Below are 18,143 nucleotides of genomic sequence, written 5' to 3' on the forward strand. Positions count from 1 at the left end.
AGCGCCGCGTCTGCGCTCTCAGTGAGGGGCGCTTTTCCCGCAGCAGTGCTTGTGTTTCCTGCCTGAACCGCAAGGACAAGGTTCATTGCGCCCGGTCTTTCGCTCGGCCGGTTGTGTCTTCCCGGCGACAAAACCCACGTCCAGCCCTCGATCGGAGGCAAAGTAGCGATGAATCCGGGTCACGCAGGCGGCGAGGTGCACCAGCAGGTCTTCCCGGCGTTTGGCATCGATCGGCTCCCGGTAGGGGCGCAGTGCCGGTTCGGGATGATTTTCGTAAGCCAGGATGAAGATGGGGATCAGTAAGGCGCCCTGCTCTTTATCGTCGAACAGGGCTTGCCAGCTTTCCTCGTTGAAACCCATGCCCCGCATGAACCCCCGCGCCCAATCATTACCGTGAGCGACCCCATTCTCATCCTCGACCAGGAAAGGCAGAAACACCTCCCCGTCATTGAACATGGGGACCATGCTGTTCCAATGCTGCAAGAGCAGGCTCAGGAAATCCTGAACTTCCTCCCGGCCCGCAAAGGGTACCTCGCAGGGGACCTCGTCGCTCGGTTCTGCACCCCAGATTTCGGGCATGAAGTCGCTGAACGGGACGGGATACGGTCCGCAGATCAAGGCGGCAAAGAACCCGTCAATTTCCTCCAGATTCCGCATCGCGTGCTCGTTATGCACCCGCGCGAGCATCTGGTCGAGGCGCTCACAATCGGCCTCACTCAAGGGGTGACTTGGCGGACGAGGCATAAGGATGGGCTGCGGGCTACGATTTTTGGGGACCAAGCCGGTCCCGAAGCGAGTTCCCCCCTGGCAATCGAGCCGGCATCGCGCCCGCGCCCGTGACGGGTTACTCGTTACTCGTGACGAGTTCCGCCGGGGCGTCGACCCAACGCCCGTGCTCACGAATCAGGTCAACCAGGCGGCCGACGGCTTCACCCTCGGGGATGTTGAACTTCACGGCTTGTTTGCCGACGTACAGGTTCACCTTGCCGGGGGCACCTCCGACGTAGCCAAAATCGGCGTCGGCCATTTCGCCTGGGCCGTTAACGATGCAGCCCATGATGGCGATTTTTACGCCCTTCAGGTGGTTCGTGGCCGCCTTGATCCGGGCAGTCGTCGTTTGAAGGTTGAATAGGGTCCGCCCGCAGGAGGGGCAAGCCACGTAATCGGTCTTGAAGACACGGGAACCGGCTGCCTGGAGAATGTTGTAGGCCAGACGCAGCGATTGGCCGGGCGCCTCTTCTCCCTGGATCAGCACGGCGTCGCCGATGCCGTCACAAATGAGTGATCCCAGGTTGGTGGCCGCCTCCAGCAAGGTGGTGACGAAAGGCCGGTGAGGGTCGGTTGGAGGTTGTAAAGTATCCTTCAACAGGATCGGATGGCGCGCGTTTACCTCCAGGGCAAGCAGGCGGAACGCGGTGATCATCGAAAGGTCCAGGCCATCGCGCACCGTCACGAACACGGTGTCAGACCGGCGGTTAACCGCCTCCACTTCGGCCGCCTCGCGCGGATCGATGGCAACAATTTCATTACGTTCGACCACGATCTCCGGCTGAAAATCGCCCATTCGGTCGAGCTTGTGAGCGATCTGATCGAACGTCTTCCGGCGCACGGCGACCCGGATCGTTTCGCGGCCGCCGGCCGGAACTCCGCCGGCCGTTTCAACGGTCTGACTCGCCCGGCGTGCATACGTGAACGGGTCGTAGGGCAGGGGAGCCGGCGGAGCCTTGACGGCGTCCGCGTCCGTCCGCTGCGCCTGAGGGTTCCGATTGTATTTGGCGACGAGGGCCTGCGCGACCGGGATCTCATGTACGCTGTCTTCGGTCAACGAAACCCGGATCGTGTCACCCAGACCATCAGCAAGCAAAGAACCGATGCCGATGGCGCTCTTGATCCGGCCGTCTTCGCCGTCGCCGGCCTCCGTCACTCCGAGGTGCAGGGGATAATTCCAATCCGGACCCGCTTCATACAGGCGCGCCGCCAGCAACCGGTAAGCGGAAATCATCACCTTCGGGTTGCTGGCTTTCATTGAGAAAATAAGATCGTGGAAGCCGAGGTCACGCGCGATGCGGGCGAACTCGAGTGCGCTCTCGACCATGCCGAGCGGCGTATCGCCGTACCGGTTCATGATGCGGTCGCTGAGGGAGCCGTGGTTGGTCCCGATGCGCATGCTGATGCCCCGTTCCCGGCAGAGTTTCACCAGGGGGGTAAAGCGCTCCCGGATTCGTTCGAGCTCCGCCGCGTACTGTTCGTCGGAATACTCTTTGACGGCGAATTTTTTGGAATCGGCGTAATTGCCGGGATTGATCCGCACTTTGTCCACCCATCGGGCCGCCTCCAATGCGGCCTCCGGCTTAAAATGGATGTCGGCCACCAAAGGGACGTCGCAGCCGCGTTCCAACAACCCTGCTTTGATTAACTGCAGGTTCCTGGCATCCTTCACCGTTGGGGCGGTGATCCGGACGATCTCGCAGCCGGCATTTACCAGGTCCAAGGTTTGCCGGATCGCCGCCGCGGTATCCATCGTGTCGCACGTGATCATCGATTGGACCCGAATCGGACAAAAACCCCCCACGCCGGCCTTGCCCACCTTTACCTCGCGGGTAAGGCGGCGCCGGTAGACGTACGGGTCCGGACAGTAGGAAAGGTTGCTCATTTGTTAATCGTGAGCCGGCGCCGGTTTGGCGGGCGCGCTGAATTTCGGCTTCTGGTTACTATTCCAGGGCAGGTCCTGGACATCATAGAACGAGATGTAAAGCATGAAGCCGATCAGCAGGATGGCGCAGGCGCCCTGCAGCGTTTCCAGCACCCGCAGGTTGATCGGCCGCCGCCGAACGGCTTCGACGAGTGAAAGCAGGATATGGCCGCCGTCGAGCACCGGGATCGGGAGGAGGTTGATGATGGCCAGGTTGATGTTGAACACGACGCTGAACCAGAGCGCCAGCTGCCAGCCGACGTCGCTCTGAAAGAGCAGGTAATAAGTCCGCATGATCATCACCGGACCGCTCATGTGCTGGAGTTTGATGTCGGACTGAGGCGACATGAGGGCGCCGATGGTGTTGCTCAGCGTCTGAACCGCCGCCGAGATCTGCTCGATGGGCGAGATGTGGGCCACGGTCATGCGACCGCCGGCATCCCAGGCGACGCCGCCCGTCGATTCGGCGCTGAACTCAACGCCGATGATCGGTTTGGTGCGCCCGTCCGGAGCGGCCGGCAGCAACCGGACCGTGCGCGGCGCTTCCTGGCCGCTGACGACCACGAGAGAAAAGGAGCGGTTCGGGTTTTCCTCGATGAAACGGACCACCTCGGAGGGATCATAAATCGGGCGGTCGTTAAGGCCGAGCACGCGGTCACCGGGCTTGATTCCCGCCACGTCCGCCGGGCTGTTCTTGATTACCGAAGCGATGACAGGCCGGCTCGGCTCCATCGAAAGGTGCAAGGTTCGACCGGCCCTGATTACGCTGAGATCCAGCGGTTTGCCCGGGTTTTTCTGAGCCCATTCAAAAATCTGCTGCGGGTAATAAAGCCGGACACCGTCAACTTCCGTCACCTCATCGTTCGGCTCCAAACCGGCCCGGGCGGCCGCGGAACCTTCGGTCACCTTGGCCACAACGGGCGTGATGGCCGGTTGTAACCCGACCTGCCGCAACGATTTTCGTTCCCACCCTTTTGTCTCCGGCCTGGTGTAGCCCGATTCCAAGGTCAGAATCTTGCCGTCACGCTCAATCTTGAAGGGGATCGTTTCACCCTCGCTGCGGACGATGTACCACGTAACGCTGTTCACCATCCCGGAGAACCGGGTAACGGGGTGACCGTCCACTTCCAGGATCTTATCGCCCGATTTGAACCCGGCCTTGGCGGCAGGCTGATCGGGAGCGACGTAACCCACGACCGTCGTGGCCTCGGCTTCAGCCGTCGGGCGACCGACGACCCACACCACCGTCGCAAAAGCAAGCGCGAGCAGGAAACTGAAGAGCGGACCGGCGAACGCCACGATGATCTTATCAAGAGGCGAGATCGGGGGCAGGTCGGCGCGGGCCGTGCCTGACTTGCCTTCAACGGCATCCATCGGCGCCATTTGCGGCAGCAGCACAAACCCGCCGGCCGGAATCCATCCCAGACTGAATTCTACGCCGCGGAAAGTACCTTTGATGAGCGGACGTCCGAACCAGATCCCGAATTTCTCGACGTGGAGTCCGCGCCAGCGCGCCGCCAGGAAATGTCCGAGTTCGTGGACGATGATCAGAAGGTTGAAAATCAGGATGACCTCAAGAAGGATCAAGGCCACACGAAAAATATTTTCTACCATGACGATGACGTATTAGAGATAGGTGAGCAAGTTTTGTGCGTGCCGGCGTGCCTGGGCATCGGCCTCAAGTATATCATCCAAGGTTGGCGACGCCAACTGGGGCGCCTGTTCCATGGTTTCGGCAACCAGCCGCCAGATGGCGGGAAAAGGAATCCGGCCTTGTAAAAAGGTTTCCACCGCCACTTCGTTGGCGGCGTTGAGTACGGCCGGCAGGGTGCCGCCCTGTTCACCGGCCGTCCGGGCCAGGTTCAAGGCCGGGAAGACGTCGTAGCGGGGCTCTTCGAATTCCAGGCGGCGCAACTCTGAAAGCCGTAGCGGTTTCAGGTTGTTGGGTACACGATCCGGCCACGTAACCGCGTATTGGATGGGAAAGCACATGTCGGAATGGCTCAATTGGGCCAAAACCGAGTTATCGGCAAATTCCACGAGGGAATGAACGATACTTTGGGGGTGCACCACGACCTGGACCCGCTCCATGGGCACATTGAAGAGCCAGCGCGCCTCAATCATTTCGAGCCCTTTATTGAACAGCGTGGCTGAATCGACGGTGATCTTCGGCCCCATCGACCAGGTGGGGTGCTTCAGGGCGTCGGCGGGAGTGACCCGGGCAAGGTCTTCGGCCGGCCAGCACCGGAAAGGGCCGCCTGAGGCAGTCAGGATGATGTTTTGAATCTGCTCGCTCGGCCGGTTTTCCAGGCACTGGAAAATTGCGTTGTGCTCGCTGTCGACCGGCAGGACGACGCGGCCGAGCCGGGCGGCTTCTTCCATAACGATGGCGCCGGCCATGACCAGGATTTCCTTGCTGGCCACCGCAAGGTCCTTGCCCGCGCGCAGCGCCGCCAGGGCGGGACGCAGGCCGGCGGTTCCCACGATGGCCACCAGGACCAGGTCTGCTTCCGGGCGGGTTGCCAGTTCGACCAGGCCGTGTTCGCCGGTGTGAATCTCGGGAGAGTACGCCAGGAGCGCTTTCAGTTGCCTGGCGGCTTCGCCATCCACGGCGCACACTGCCGGGGGCCGCAGCCGGTTGGCCTGCTCGGCCAGCCTGGTCACATTACGGTGGGCAGCCAGTCCCACGATCTCCATCCGGTCCGGGATACTGTCGGCCACTTTGACCGCGCTGGTTCCGATTGAGCCGGTGGCTCCCAGGAGGATGACTCGGCGCTTTCTCATGTGACAAGGAGCTTGAGATAAAAAAACATCAATGGTGCTGTAAAGAGCAGGCTGTCAATCAGGTCAAGCATTCCGCCGATCCCCGGCAGCAGGCTGCCGGAATCTTTGACGCCGGTACTCCGCTTGATCATCGATTCGCTGAGATCACCCACGACCGCGGTGATTCCGATAAGGAAACCTAGAATGGTGCCGTGCAGCAAGTTCAGATAGCTGAGCTTTGCCGGCAGCAGCCAAATGAGCATGTAACTGCCGAGGATCGAGAACACAAACGAGCCGACGAAACCCTCCCAGGTTTTGGCCGGACTGATGTGCGGCACCATCGGGTGCCGGCCGATCCGGCTGCCCACGAGGTAAGCGCCCATGTCGCTGAATTTCGTGACCACGACGAGGTACAAAACGTAGAACTGGCCGCGCGGCACGCCGTCGGGACCGCGCGGCACGACGTAGACGATTTTGGTCAGGAAATTGAAAAGCCAAGCCACGTAGAGCAAGCCGAAAAGCGTGTAAGCCATGGCTTCGAGCGGCGCGCGGCCGATCACCGGACGGAATATCTGCCGGGCGAACACGCCGATCACGAACACCAGGAGCGTGGCAATTTCGAAATCGTAGGCGGCCTCCGTTCCTCGGGCGTGGAAAAACAGGAAACTGCCGATGAAAGATGCCGCGCCGCAAAGCAGACCGAACCGTTTGAAGCAGCAGAGGCCGGCCTGGCGGATCATGGAAAAATATTCCCACAAACCGGCAAACCCGAGCGTGCCGATGAGAAGGATGAAAACGATCTCGTTTCCCGAGAAGATCACAAACAGCGCGATTACCCACATCGCCATCGCGCTCGCCAATCTAGGGAGGAAACGGCTCATTTACCCTCAGTGGGGCGAAGCGCCAACAATTGCCTTTCGATTTCATCCAGTTGCTGCCGGATGGGTAGATGCCGTTGTGCTTCAGCGGTGCAGAAGCTCTCGAGTGGAGCAAAGATCTGGCTAACTTCCTGATAATAAAAATCGACGGCCTGGCGGAGTTGTTGTTCGACGGCCGCGGTCAGCTGCACCCGTTTTTCGTCCATCTGGCGCCGGTATTCGCGCAGGGTTTTGCGACGGCGCATGACCGCGTACAAAGTTCCGGTGAGGGCGGCTACCCCGGCCAGGGTACCGGTAACGTCGAGAATCGCGGTATGAGTCAGGGCGGCGATAATCGTAAAGACCCCGCCTGCAGCGGCCACGCCGGTCGGGATGCGCAGCCAACGGGTGGTCTCCCCGAACAGGCTTTGCAGTTGTTGTTTGATCTTTGCGTCTGAGGTTTGTTCCAGGAGCGTCAGTTCGAGCCGTTGCAACAGGTTCTGCCGCTGGGACAGAAAACCGGGCATGACGGTTCGCCTCGCCAGGTTCGGGTCGGCTTCAAACTGGGTGCGGACCCGTTCCTGCAGGTCCTGCCAGATGGAGCGCAGGTCCGACTCAAGCAACGCTACGGCGTGTTCGATCTGGTCCTGGACCTTGGTTTTGACTTCTCTTTGGACCTCGTCCTGGAATTCTTTCTCGGTGCCGCCGGCCCCGATCAACATCTTCAAGGTATGTCCCACGCTCAACCGCTCTTCGAGCAGCGTTTCGCCCCGTCCGCGGCATTCGTCGTAGGCGATCTCGATCTCTCGAACAAATCCGCCAAGTTGCCGCAGCGTTTGCCCCTTGCGCGCCTCCAGGCCGCCTCGAATCCGCGCAAGTTTCTCCTGGTCCGAGCGCAACATCTCCAGGGATGCCTGGAGCCGCTTCCGGAGCGAGTCGAGCAGCACCTGCGCGGTTTGCACGATGGATCGGATCTTCCCGCCGCGCGCTTCGCTTTCCTGCACCGTTTGCGTGATCCAGGATTCCAGGGCACCGAACCGGCTCTCCGTCCACCGGGGATCCTCGTCGAGCGGCCGGCCGGCCAGCTTGGCTTCTAGCGCTTTTTTGGCTGACACCGCGAAAACGGGCCGGCTCGACCCCAGGATCTGCAGGGTTGTCTGCTCGAGGTAACGAATGATGGCGGCCACCTCGCCCGGCTCCCGCAGATCGGCCTGTTGCAGGATGAAGACCAGGTTTTTGCGCCATTGCTGGCCGATCAACCGCAACATGTCCCACGCGGAGGCAGCCCAGGGGTTGGTGATCGAGAAGACAAACAGGATCAGGTCGGCTACCGGGATGAAGTTTTCGGTGATGGCCTGGTGGTGAGCCACGATGGTATTGGTGCCCGGGGTGTCGACGACCTGAAAATCCCGCAGAAACCTGACCGGCAGATAACGTTCGGTCAGGTGCTCTGAGACCGGTATATCCCGCGCGGGTTCCCCGTATTTGAACACGTAGACCTTGTCGGTGGCGGGAAGGACGTCAGCCTTGCAGAACTCCTGGCCGAATAAGGCGTTGAGCAAAGACGATTTGCCGGCTTTGACCTCGCCGACCACGACCAGGGTGAGGGGTTCGGTGAGGCTGGAGAGGAGATCACGCAGGTGCTGCGTGATCTCGGGAGGCGCATCCGTCCGTTGGGCAAGCGCGATCAACGAACCAAGCACCGCCGTCAGTGCGGATCGCTGTTCCAGGTATCGCTCGCCAATCATCCGGGTTCAGTCGCTCGTGCCTGCCGTATTGATTAATGGTCCTGGCCCGGTTCGCCCGGCCTCTCGGGGGCGGGGGAAGGCGTCTGAGCCGATGAGGGCTTGGCCGTGGCCGGATCGGTCTGGCCGGTCGCCGGAGCGGTGAGGGGCGCTGAGGTTGCGGCCATCGCCGCTACCTTTGCCGGCGAGGAGGCCGGCTTCGGGTGGTTCATGGCGATGAGCTGGCTTACGGTCACAAATTTATAGCCCTTTTTGATCAGAGCATCCAGCGTGGCGGGCATGGCGTCGACCGTTTGCTTATGAATGTCGTGCGACAGCACGATCGCGCCCGGTTCCGCGCCGCTCAGGATGCGTTGTTCGATGACCGATGCACCCGGCCGTTTCCAATCGAACGGGTCAACCGACCAGAGGATCACGTTTAACCCGAAATGGCTCTCGATCCATTCCCGCTGGCGCTGGGTGACCGCCCCGTAAGGTGGCCGCAGCAGCGTGGGAGTGTAGCCGCCGGCTTCCTGAATTGCATTCTGCGTCTTGACGATCTCGTCGGTCACCCGGTCGTCGCTCAGCTTTGAGAGCTGCGGGTGCGTCCAGGAATGGTTGCCGATCTCGTGACCTTCCGCGAGGATTCGCTTCACAATTTCGGGGTGTTCGGCGGCGTTTTGGCCGATGAGGAAAAAGGTCGCCTTGATGCCCCGTTCCTTCAACATGTCGAGGAGCCGCGGGGTATTTTCAGCGCTCGGCCCGTCATCAAACGTCATGGCGATGTACTGGCCGTCGACGTGGCAGGAGCTGTAGGTGGCCGGCTTGGCCGCCGGATGCGCGACGGGAGTTTCCTGGGCGGATGCCACCCAGGGAAGGAGTAGGGACAAGGCGAGAACAGATCGGATAAGCATTTCTTCAGTAGGGCAAAAAGCGATTGAGCTTACTTGGACTTAGATAAATCGATTCAGGATAACCTCTAATTTTTTAACCGCGGCGTCAGGCCAAAGTTTCCGCGGGGTGATTAATGCCGTATCCAAGGCCCGGTGTTCCGGCCAGGCCGGTTCCTCGGGAATTCTGGCGATTACCTTGGGCAGAATCCGGCGAGCCGCTTCCGCGTTGGCCTGCAGGTGATCGATCACCGTCTGCGCCGTGACCGGTTCATCGTCGACTTTCCAACAATCGAAATCGGTGACGAAACTCATCGAGGCAAGCGCGATTTCCGCTTCGCGCGCCAGTTTGGCCTCTGCGACGTTGGTCATCCCGATCACGGCGAATCCCATGCGACGGTGAAATTCGGACTCTGCCCGGGTTGAGAACGCCGGGCCGTCCATGTTGACGTACGTCCCGCCGTTATGCACGGTGTACCCCAGGGCGGCCGCTTCCTCGGCGATGATGGTCCGAAGACCGGTGCTGACCGGATCAGCAAAGGCGATGTGGGCGACGATGCCGTCGCCGAAAAAGGTATGGTCCGAACGCCGGCTGGTCCGGTCAAAAAACTGGTCGGGCAGAACGATGTGCCTGGGACGATGATTCTCCTGCAGGCTGCCGACCGCCCCGATGCTGATGATCCAGCGGACCCCGAGAGAACGCAGGGCGAAGACGTTGGCCCGATGGTTGAGTTCGGTGGGCAGGATCCGGTGGCCGCGGCCGTGCCGGGGAAGGAAATAGACCCGCCGCCCGTGGAACGTACCCGCCGTCAATTCGTCCGACGGAGGGCCGAAAGGGGTCTGGACGGTCACGGATTCGGTGCCTTCAAGGCCCGTCATCTGGTAAAGCCCACTGCCGCCGATGATGCCGATTGCGTTGTCTGCCATGCCGCCGAGCACTCTCCGCACGTTCCGGCGAAACGCAAGAAGTCCACAGAACGGAGAGAAAACATCCACAGATTACACAGATTGACACAGATTAAGGGCACACGGTCACACGGCGGCCGCAGCGGGTTTGGCGGGCACAACGACTGAGTTCACACGGCGAACACGGCGGGCCACGGCGAACACGGCGGAAAGAAGGGGAAAGAGCTCGGCGTTCGGCGTTCGGCGTTCGGCGTTCGGAGTTCGGAGCGGCAACGTGACCCTCGCGGGAGATCGGACCTGGTTCTACGACGCCTCCGAGCTCCGAACCCCGAACTCCGAACTCCAAACTCTTTCCCTCTCTTCCCGCCGTGTTCGCCGTGTTCCGCCGTGGCGCCGTGTGAGTCTTTTACGCTGTGCCCGCCGTGTGGCGGAACTCATTTGGCCACGTCGTAGCGCAGATTCAACACGCCCGACGGCAGCGTGACTGAGCTCGTCAGGTTCAGACGCCGGCCCTGTCGCGTATCGAACAAGGGAATTCCGGTCCCGAAAAAAGCCGGATAAACCATGAGTACCAGATGGTCGATCAGGCCCGCTTGCAACAGTGCGCTGTTCAGCCCGCAGCCGCCAAGGATCCAGAGATCGCCGCCCGGCAATTCTTTGTGCTGCGCCACGAACCGTTTCGGGTCGCGACGGATCAGGGTTGCTCCCTTGGGACAGCACGCACCGTTACGACGGCTGAACACGTACGTCGGCTTGCCCAGGTAAGGCCACGGCCCAATCGAGAGGATCCGTTCCAAAGCCCCCCGGCCGACGAACAGCGCGTCAACCTGCGCGTAGAATTCCTGGTAGCCGGCATCGGCCTCGGTAATCACCCAGTCAAGTTTGCCGTCCACTCTGGCGATAAACCCGTCGACGCTCGTGGCAGTAAGGAGGGTGACTTTACGTGGCATAAGTACGCGGGCGTAACGTTCTAAGGAACGGACCGCTCCCGCCACGCGTGCCATTCCCTTTGTGAATGCTATATTACGTATTGAAAGTGCGCTGCAGGGCGAGAAAATACTTGTTTCACCCTGCACAGCTGACCGCGCGCCTGGTTTCCCGCGGCTGAAATCAGGGCGCCATCCGTCGGCCCGCATCTTTGATTTGCCTGCGCGTCCCCCGGCCGTAGCACGCCGCTCAGGGCGGCCTGAGCGGCAAAGCGCACCCCCGATCCGTTCCCCCGATACGACGGAACCGTCCGAATGGACGGGTCGCCCCGGCCGTTTAGGCGCTAGTTATCCGGTTCCTGCGTTGCTGCCCGAAGCGGCGCCAGGTCCGGGTCGGTTTCCGCCAGCGCGGTCAGCTTCGGATCGAGTTCGAGGGCGCGACGCGCCAGCGTCGCCGCCTCAGCCAGGTTGCCCAACTGCGCGGCGTAACAGGCTAAATTGTACTGGATCAGGGCAAAATTCGGGAAATGGTCAAGACCCTCCGCAAGGATGCGTTGCGCCTGCACGAGACCAAGGCTGCGACGGGTGGCGTAGGCCAGGGCAATCACCCAGTTGGGTTCTTCAGGATCGATTTCCGTCAAACGTTCGGCGACCGTCCTGGCCTCCTCCCATTTCTGCCAGGTTTGATACAGATCCGTCCAGCCAGCCAGGACCGGCACCGTTTGTTGGGCGTCCTTCGCAATGGCCTCCATTTCGTCGACGGCTTCCTGAAACAGGCCCAGTTCAGTGTAGCCCGAGGCGGCGAGTAAATGGCGTTGCTGAACTTCGTCCAGCATGATTGCAAAGGTCAGATCCAACTTCCGTCGGGAATTACCGCGTTCTTAGGCACCACCACCACCCCGTCACGGATGAAAAAGTTCTGCCCGTCCACGTTGGGCGCCTTACCATCCGGCGTGATCACCACCCCCTGGCCGATACGGGCGTTCTTGTCGATAATGGCCCGATCGATTACCGAGTTGCGACCAACACCCAGCGGGGGATCGCCTGCCGACCTTCCGGTGGTCGCTTCATCCTCATAAAAATCGGCCCCCATGAGTACCGAGTTCCGAATGGTTGCGCCGCTGTCGATGACGCTGCGCACGCCGATCACGGCGCGCTCGATATGCGCGTCGGAAATGATGCAGCCGTCTGAAATGATCGCGCGCCGGACGGTGGCCGCGTTGATCTTGCTGGCCGGCAGAAATCGCGGGTGGGTATAAATCGGCGCAAGCCGGTCAAAGAAGTTATACGGCGGCAGCGTGTCCGTCAGCGCCAGGTTGGCTTCGAAAAACGCCCGGATCGTCCCGATATCCTCCCAGTACCCCTGGAAGATGTAGGCGAAAACCTTGCGTTTCTGCAGTGACGCCGGAATGATGTGCTTGCCGAAATCGTCATAGTCATTGTTGAGCGAATCGATCAGAACCTGCCGATTGAAGACGTAGATGCCCATTGATCCCTGGTAAAGCTCGGCCTTTTTCGACAGCCCGAGGTCCTGCAGCAGTTCGGCCGGGATCATCAATTCGGACAGCAAGGCAGGGTCTTTCGGCTTTTCCTCAAACCGGAAAATGCGGCGATCCTTGTCGCTGTGCATGATGCCGAAGCCGGATGCCGCCGCCCGATCGACCGGCGTGGTGCCCAGGGTGAGGTCGGCGCCCGATTCGACGTGGCGCCGCAACAGGTCCCGGTAATCCATTCGATAGAGTTGGTCGCCGCTCAGGATCAGATAGTAGTCGTACGGCCCTTCCAAAAAGTAGCGAAGGTTCTGCCGCACGGCATCCGCCGTTCCTTGGTACCAGCGGGCCCCTTCCGGCGTTTGTTGCGCCGCCAGAATCTCGACGAAACTCTTGGTGAAATTGTCGAATTTGTAGCTCGCGTGAATGTGGCGGTGCAAAGAGGTGCTGTTGAACTGGGTCAGTACATAAACTTGCCGAAGGCCCGAGTTGAGGCAGTTGCTGATCGGAATGTCGACGAGGCGGTACTTGCCGGCGAGCGGCACGGCGGGTTTGGAGCGATCCTTGGTCAGGGGGAACAACCGGCTGCCGGCGCCACCGCCCATGACGACGGCCAGGGTGCAATTTTGTAGGGATGACACGTCCATATTCAGACAAGTGAACCAGGTCCGTACAAGTGATGTCGGTTCGTTGCCCGTCATCTTGCAAGCCGCGGAAATCTTTGTCACGATGGTTTTTTCTTTATGTGTGGCATTATTGGATACGTAGGTTCAGAAGACGCGACGCCCATACTTGTCGACGGGTTGCGAAAACTCGAGTACCGCGGGTACGATTCGGCCGGAGTTGCGCTATTGAACGGCCATGGCCTTCAAGTCAGAAAGCGGGCGGGCCGGATCAGTAACCTGGCGCAGTTGCTCCAGGAACGACCGGTTCACGGCACCACCGGACTCGGTCACACCCGCTGGGCCACCCACGGCGGCGTCACCGATGCCAACGCCCACCCGCACCTGGACCAGAGCGGCAAGCTGGCCCTCATCCATAACGGCGTCATCGAAAATTTCCAGGCGCTGCGTGATCAGCTCACCGATCAAGGCGACACTTTCCGGACGGAGACCGATACTGAAGTCCTGGCGCATCTGATCGGCGGCATTTTCGACAGAATGCCCGGCCCCCGCGACAAAGCGACCCTCCTTGAAGCGCTGCGTTCGGCGCTCAAACAGGTGTCCGGCACGTACGGGTTGGCCGTTATGCATGTCGACGTGCCCGGAGTCATCCTCGCCGCCCGCAGGGGCAGCCCGCTGATCCTCGGCATCGGCAAAGGGGAACATTTTGTCGTCAGCGACGTCAGCGCCATTCTCGGGCACACCCGGGACGTCGTTTACCTGGACGACTACGATCTGGTGACCATTGAACGGGACTGCTTCGACATCACTTCCCTGGCCGGCGCCGGCACCCGCTTTGAGGTCAGTAAGGTCGAGTTCACGAGCGAGGACGCCGAACGGGGCGATTTTCCGCATTTCATGCTCAAGGAAATCTTCGAGCAGCCCGAATCGACTCGCGATGCCATGCGCGGCCGGCTCTCGGACCAGGAATCAACCGCCAAACTTGGCGGACTGAACATGACCTCTCGCGAATTGCGGGACATCGAACGCATCGTGCTCACCGGTTGCGGAACGGCATTCCATGCCGGCCTGGTCGGCGAGTACCTCATCGAGAGCCTCGCGCACCTGCCCGTGGAATGCGAGTTTGCCAGCGAGTTCCGGTACCGTAACATGCCGATGGAAAAAGGTACGCTCGTCTTCGCCATCAGCCAGAGCGGCGAGACCATCGATACCCTCGCGGCCCTCCGCGAGAGCAAACGCAAAGGCCACCGGACCCTGGGCATCTGTAACAACGTCGGAAGCACCCTGGCGAGGGAAAGCGACGGAGGCGTCTACATGCACGCCGGACCGGAGATCGGGGTCGCCGCGACCAAGTCGTTCACCTCGCAGGTCACCGTGCTGGCCTTGCTTGCCCTCCTGCTGGGTCGTATCCGTCACCTGTCGAGTGCGCAGGGAATTGAGGTGATCCAGGCGTTGGAGACCGTGCCGGACAAGATCCGCCAGGTGCTCGCTGAGACCGAAAAAATCAAATACCTGGCCGAGAAATACGCTGATGCGGCCGGGTTTCTGTTTTTTGGCCGGCAACAGAATTACCCCATCGCAGTCGAAGGCGCGCTGAAACTCAAAGAGATCAGTTACAAATTCGCCGAGGGACACCCGAGTGCCGAACTCAAGCACGGCATCATCGCGCTGGTCCGGCCGGAGGTGCCGTCCGTCATGATCATGCCGGATGATGCCGTGTTCGAAAAGAACGTCAATAACCTGGAGCAGATCAAGGCCAGAAACGGCAAGGTGATCGCGATCGCCACTGAGGGCCGGAAAGATCTGGCGAAAATCGTCGATGACATCATCTATATTCCAAGGTGCCCGGATTACGTCGCGCCGATTCTAACCGCGATCCCGTTGCAGCTCTTCGCTTATTACCTCGCCGTGCATCTCGGCTGCGACGTCGACAAGCCGCGTAACCTCGCCAAGAGCGTCACGGTGGAATAGAGATAGCCAGGCAGCCAGATAGATAGATAGATAAGCGGCCGGCCAAACACGGCGCGACCCTCGACGCCAAAAACCCGAACGGCTCCCCACCGTTGACGCCCGCTTGGCTTGGCGCACGCCTTCAGGCGTCCCGAGGGGACGCAACCCCGGAGGAACGCCCGCACAGCACAGGGACTGAAGTCTCTGCCTAACCTCAGCCGTCCCTACGGGACCAAGGCCACGCCCGTCCGTCCGTCCTTAACTATTGACCTTCAGGAAAGCAAAGTCTCGAGCAGAAGGTGCGTTAGACTCAGAGCTACCCTTTCCAAATACGGATATTACTTAACTGAAGATCAATAAATGGCAGTGGGGTGAACTCTGGGCTAAGGTCTCCCGGCCCATTGGGTCTAAGAACCGACTCAACCCCCTGCGGATCATCCTCCGGCGTGCCTTCTATTGGGCCTTCACTGATAGAATCAGATCCGGCTAGTTGCGGCAACTGCCGGTAAAATGCCGGGTTAGACTACACCATGCTTTAGCGATCCTATCCCTTAAACCTCAACAATGCTAATGCCGGAGACTTCATCAACGATACTGAAGGCAAAATTGCATCGAAGAAACGGAGGGGTGAGGTCCAGTGACTTGACCCGGAAACAGCCGGGGATCTTTGGATGGCGCCCTGCCGCCCTGGCCGGCCTCATACCGGTTCGACCCGTCCGATGGCGATCGCTAAAGCGGTGAACCCTTCAGAAGGCGCAAACTGGAAAGCGACGGGATTACCCGAGGGATTAACCTTGAAATTGATGAAGCCCGAGCCGATGCCGGATGCAGATTTGCCGTCCCCGGTTGCGCGCGTGTCATCAAAGTGCGGCCGGTCGGCGGAATCGTACACGCGGACAGAATAAATTCCGGAATCGTTGGCGGCCGGCGTTTCGGCGACGAAGAGCACGTGCCCCGTGTTATGCCCTGGTTCGATTTGTGCGAATCGCCACGCGATGAGGTCTCCCCGGCGCGCGTCCCGCAGGAAATCGATTTTATGCCACCCGCCCGTTGATTCCGGGGTCAGCGAATTGAAGAAATCATAGTACTTGAATGCGCGCGGCCGCGGTTGGTTCGTCTCCTTTGGGACCTGCGCGTAATGGTCAGGTGCGGCCCGCTCCAGAACGAAGCCCACGAACCCGTTGCAATCGCAATCGTAGATTCCCCTGTCCACGTCGATGCGTTCGTGGTGCTGGTAGTCGGTCTGCTGCAGGTTGTTCACCACGAACTCGGCCTGCTCAGCGATCTGCCCGGAGAGCGACTCTTTTGACGTCGTTGTCATATGAAGATCCCACTGGTGACCTGAATAGAAGGAAGTTACCCGTTCAGTCCGGTAGGGCGGCGATTCGTGCCGAGCCCTTAAGCGGCACGAGCGTGTATTTGCGTTGCGCCCCGTCGGCGGTTCCCCCGGTGGTGGTTGCGGTCTTGATTCCGAAGCTGCGGAACGGCTGTTTCTTCGTTTCGCCCATGTTCACCGGCGGCAACGCCAAAGAGAATTTCAGAAAATGCTCGGTTCCTCCGAGGACTTCGACCGGTCCTAACGTCACGCTGATCAGCGATCCGACCGGCGCGTCCTGGACCTCGATTTTGTCACTGAAAAAGGCGAAACTGCCTTCCGGCCCGTTGTAAGTGAGCTCGGGGCCGGTTCCCGGCTGACCCGGGAGGATGGGGCCGGGCCGATCAGGGTAGTAGGTTATCACCGTGGTACCCTCATCGTGCGTGAAGGTAAATTCATTGGCTTGTGGTGTGTTCATGCCTTTAACGTTCCAGGTTAGATTGATGGTAGGTGCGCCAGGTCGGCTTTTGTACCTTCCCCAGCCCCCTCCCGGTGAACCGGGTGGGTTTGGGCTACCGTCGCGGCCGTCCTCAGCGGCGCACCCGTCCCTTTGGGAGACGGTGGCGGCGCGTCGTCGGCACGCGCCCGGCGAGCAAGACGCGCACGTGTTCACCCCGTACAACGTGAACACAGGTCCCGGGTTTCATGCCGGTTGGGAAAAATCGAAAAATGCGTACCGACGGTGATCAGGATCGGCAAATGCCCCACGATCGAGAGCTGAGGGAAAGCCGGAAAGACGCTGACCGATACCTGCAATACCCGCTTCAGAGAGCGGGCAGGGGGTCAGATCTCGATTCTGGAGCTTTGTACGCGTCTGCATGGTCGGGTGCAGCGCACGCTCGGCCGTCAGTTATGGCGCGATCCTTGCCCACCGGGGTACTCCAGGATGTTGAAGATTGAGGTTGTCGGCGCGGACGGGCACTTGGGTGCACGCCCGTGGGATTGACCGCGGGGCGCGCGCTGCGGATTTGGCGCGCTTCGGCCACCGGCCCCGGCCCGGAAGGCGGCGGCCGTTGACCGGTTTTCCTGGGGGGTCACGCTTCCTTTCCTGGATCGTCGGCTTCCGGCACCCCATCGTCGTGGTTCCAGCCGCACGCGCGGCAGGGGGCCTGCCTCTCGTCTTCCGGGTTGAGGCCCTGTGGATCGCCGCACCGATGGCAGGTGCCGGCGGGCAGGGCGTCGCAGAGCCTGTGGGTCCCTTCGCCGGTCTCCGCATTAGCGTAGCGGAATACACCCCAGCCGCCGCAGGCCTTGCAGTGGTGGGGCCAGCGGGCCATCCAGGCTTCAGCGGGGCTCTCTTGCGGCTGTTCGCATTGGTTGCTCATGGACGTTTGTTTTTTCCATGCTCGCGGGCCGACCGGTTAACGGTTGTTGTTGGACAGTGACGGGCGTGGAGCCTGATACCATTTACACGATTATCTCGGTAGAATTCCGGCGGGAGGAGGTGCTGCCGGATGCTCCGCACAGCGTTACATCGGTCTTAGGCCCAACGGGCCGGGGGAACATAGCCCAGGTTTTACCCTGGGTAACCGTAAAATCACGGTCGAGCCCTGAAAGGGCGGCAGAACCCGTAAGCAACGCCTTGTGCCGCCCCTTCAGGGCTAATTCGGGGGGAAGGAAAACGCCTTCTCAGGGTAAACCCTGGGCTATGTTCCTTTGGCCCTTCAAGCCATCAAACCGGCACCCGGCCCGTTGGGCCTCGGCTGTTTATACGGTTTACTAGGTGTAACTCCGGCAGAACGCCTGGCGAGGAAGACAAGATTTTACCTCCATGGCCGTCGAAATGGTATGAGATCGATTCAACCGGCCACGGAGCATCCTCCGGCGCCGGCACCCCCCCCTGAGCCGGCATTCTACCGGAATACCTCTCTGAATGGTATAAGGCGGATCGGCAGCCGGCGCCGGTAAACCCTTCCGGCGCTTCCGCGTTCAGCTGATTTCAAAGGA

14 protein-coding genes are annotated in these 18,143 nt (G+C 60.7%); 1 reads left to right on the forward strand and 13 read right to left on the reverse strand.

Features of this window, described 5'->3' with window-relative positions:
• Positions 1-18: 18 nt before the first annotated feature.
• The 11 genes from JO015_08885 to JO015_08935 all read right to left on the reverse strand — a co-directional run bounded on the left by JO015_08885 (position 19) and on the right by JO015_08935 (position 12,895).
• Complete coding sequence (locus JO015_08885) at positions 19-744, reverse strand: UPF0149 family protein (GenBank protein ID MBV9999214.1); 726 nt, start codon at positions 742-744, stop codon at positions 19-21.
• Positions 745-844: 100 nt separating this feature from the next.
• Positions 845-2,653, reverse strand: a complete 1,809-nt coding sequence (gene ispG, locus JO015_08890; GenBank protein MBV9999215.1) for a (E)-4-hydroxy-3-methylbut-2-enyl-diphosphate synthase — start codon at positions 2,651-2,653, stop codon at positions 845-847.
• A gap of 3 nt (positions 2,654-2,656) precedes the next feature.
• On the reverse strand, positions 2,657-4,306 hold the full coding sequence (gene rseP, locus JO015_08895) for an RIP metalloprotease RseP (protein ID MBV9999216.1): 1,650 nt from the start codon (positions 4,304-4,306) through the stop codon (positions 2,657-2,659).
• 12 nt (positions 4,307-4,318) lie between these two features.
• The gene (locus JO015_08900) at positions 4,319-5,476 is read right to left on the reverse strand and encodes a 1-deoxy-D-xylulose-5-phosphate reductoisomerase (protein MBV9999217.1); all 1,158 of its coding nucleotides are present in this window, start codon (positions 5,474-5,476) and stop codon (positions 4,319-4,321) included.
• Positions 5,473-6,336, reverse strand: a complete 864-nt coding sequence (locus JO015_08905; GenBank protein ID MBV9999218.1) for a phosphatidate cytidylyltransferase — start codon at positions 6,334-6,336, stop codon at positions 5,473-5,475. The genes JO015_08900 and JO015_08905 overlap by 4 nt, the downstream gene beginning before the upstream one ends.
• On the reverse strand, positions 6,333-8,060 hold the full coding sequence (locus JO015_08910) for a dynamin family protein (protein MBV9999219.1): 1,728 nt from the start codon (positions 8,058-8,060) through the stop codon (positions 6,333-6,335). The genes JO015_08905 and JO015_08910 overlap by 4 nt, the downstream gene beginning before the upstream one ends.
• A gap of 32 nt (positions 8,061-8,092) precedes the next feature.
• Positions 8,093-8,950, reverse strand: a complete 858-nt coding sequence (locus JO015_08915; GenBank protein ID MBV9999220.1) for a polysaccharide deacetylase family protein — start codon at positions 8,948-8,950, stop codon at positions 8,093-8,095.
• Between the two features lie 39 nt (positions 8,951-8,989).
• Positions 8,990-9,853, reverse strand: a complete 864-nt coding sequence (gene mtnP, locus JO015_08920) for an S-methyl-5'-thioadenosine phosphorylase (protein MBV9999221.1) — start codon at positions 9,851-9,853, stop codon at positions 8,990-8,992.
• A gap of 413 nt (positions 9,854-10,266) precedes the next feature.
• Positions 10,267-10,782: a dihydrofolate reductase gene (locus JO015_08925; protein MBV9999222.1), complete on the reverse strand. Its 516-nt coding sequence runs from the start codon at positions 10,780-10,782 to the stop codon at positions 10,267-10,269.
• Positions 10,783-11,102: 320 nt separating this feature from the next.
• Complete coding sequence (locus JO015_08930) at positions 11,103-11,594, reverse strand: tetratricopeptide repeat protein (GenBank protein ID MBV9999223.1); 492 nt, start codon at positions 11,592-11,594, stop codon at positions 11,103-11,105.
• A gap of 11 nt (positions 11,595-11,605) precedes the next feature.
• A complete protein-coding gene (locus JO015_08935; GenBank protein ID MBV9999224.1) occupies positions 11,606-12,895 on the reverse strand; it encodes a glucose-1-phosphate adenylyltransferase in 1,290 nt (429 codons plus the stop codon).
• A 96-nt stretch (positions 12,896-12,991) separates the two neighbouring features.
• Between JO015_08935 and glmS the strand changes: the two genes are divergently transcribed.
• On the forward strand, positions 12,992-14,842 hold the full coding sequence (glmS, locus tag JO015_08940; protein MBV9999225.1) for a glutamine--fructose-6-phosphate transaminase (isomerizing): 1,851 nt from the start codon (positions 12,992-12,994) through the stop codon (positions 14,840-14,842).
• 676 nt (positions 14,843-15,518) lie between these two features.
• On the opposite strand, the gene JO015_08945 is transcribed toward glmS, so the two are convergent.
• Both JO015_08945 and JO015_08950 read right to left on the reverse strand, forming a co-directional pair.
• Positions 15,519-16,142 (reverse strand): hypothetical protein, encoded by a 624-nt coding sequence (locus tag JO015_08945; GenBank protein MBV9999226.1) that lies wholly within the window; start codon positions 16,140-16,142, stop codon positions 15,519-15,521.
• A 43-nt stretch (positions 16,143-16,185) separates the two neighbouring features.
• A complete protein-coding gene (locus tag JO015_08950; protein MBV9999227.1) occupies positions 16,186-16,614 on the reverse strand; it encodes a hypothetical protein in 429 nt (142 codons plus the stop codon).
• Between the last annotated feature and the right edge of the window lie 1,529 nt (positions 16,615-18,143).

The sequence above is a fragment of the Verrucomicrobiota bacterium genome, assembly GCA_019247695.1.
Classification (GTDB): Bacteria; Verrucomicrobiota; Verrucomicrobiia; order Chthoniobacterales; family JAFAMB01; genus JAFBAP01.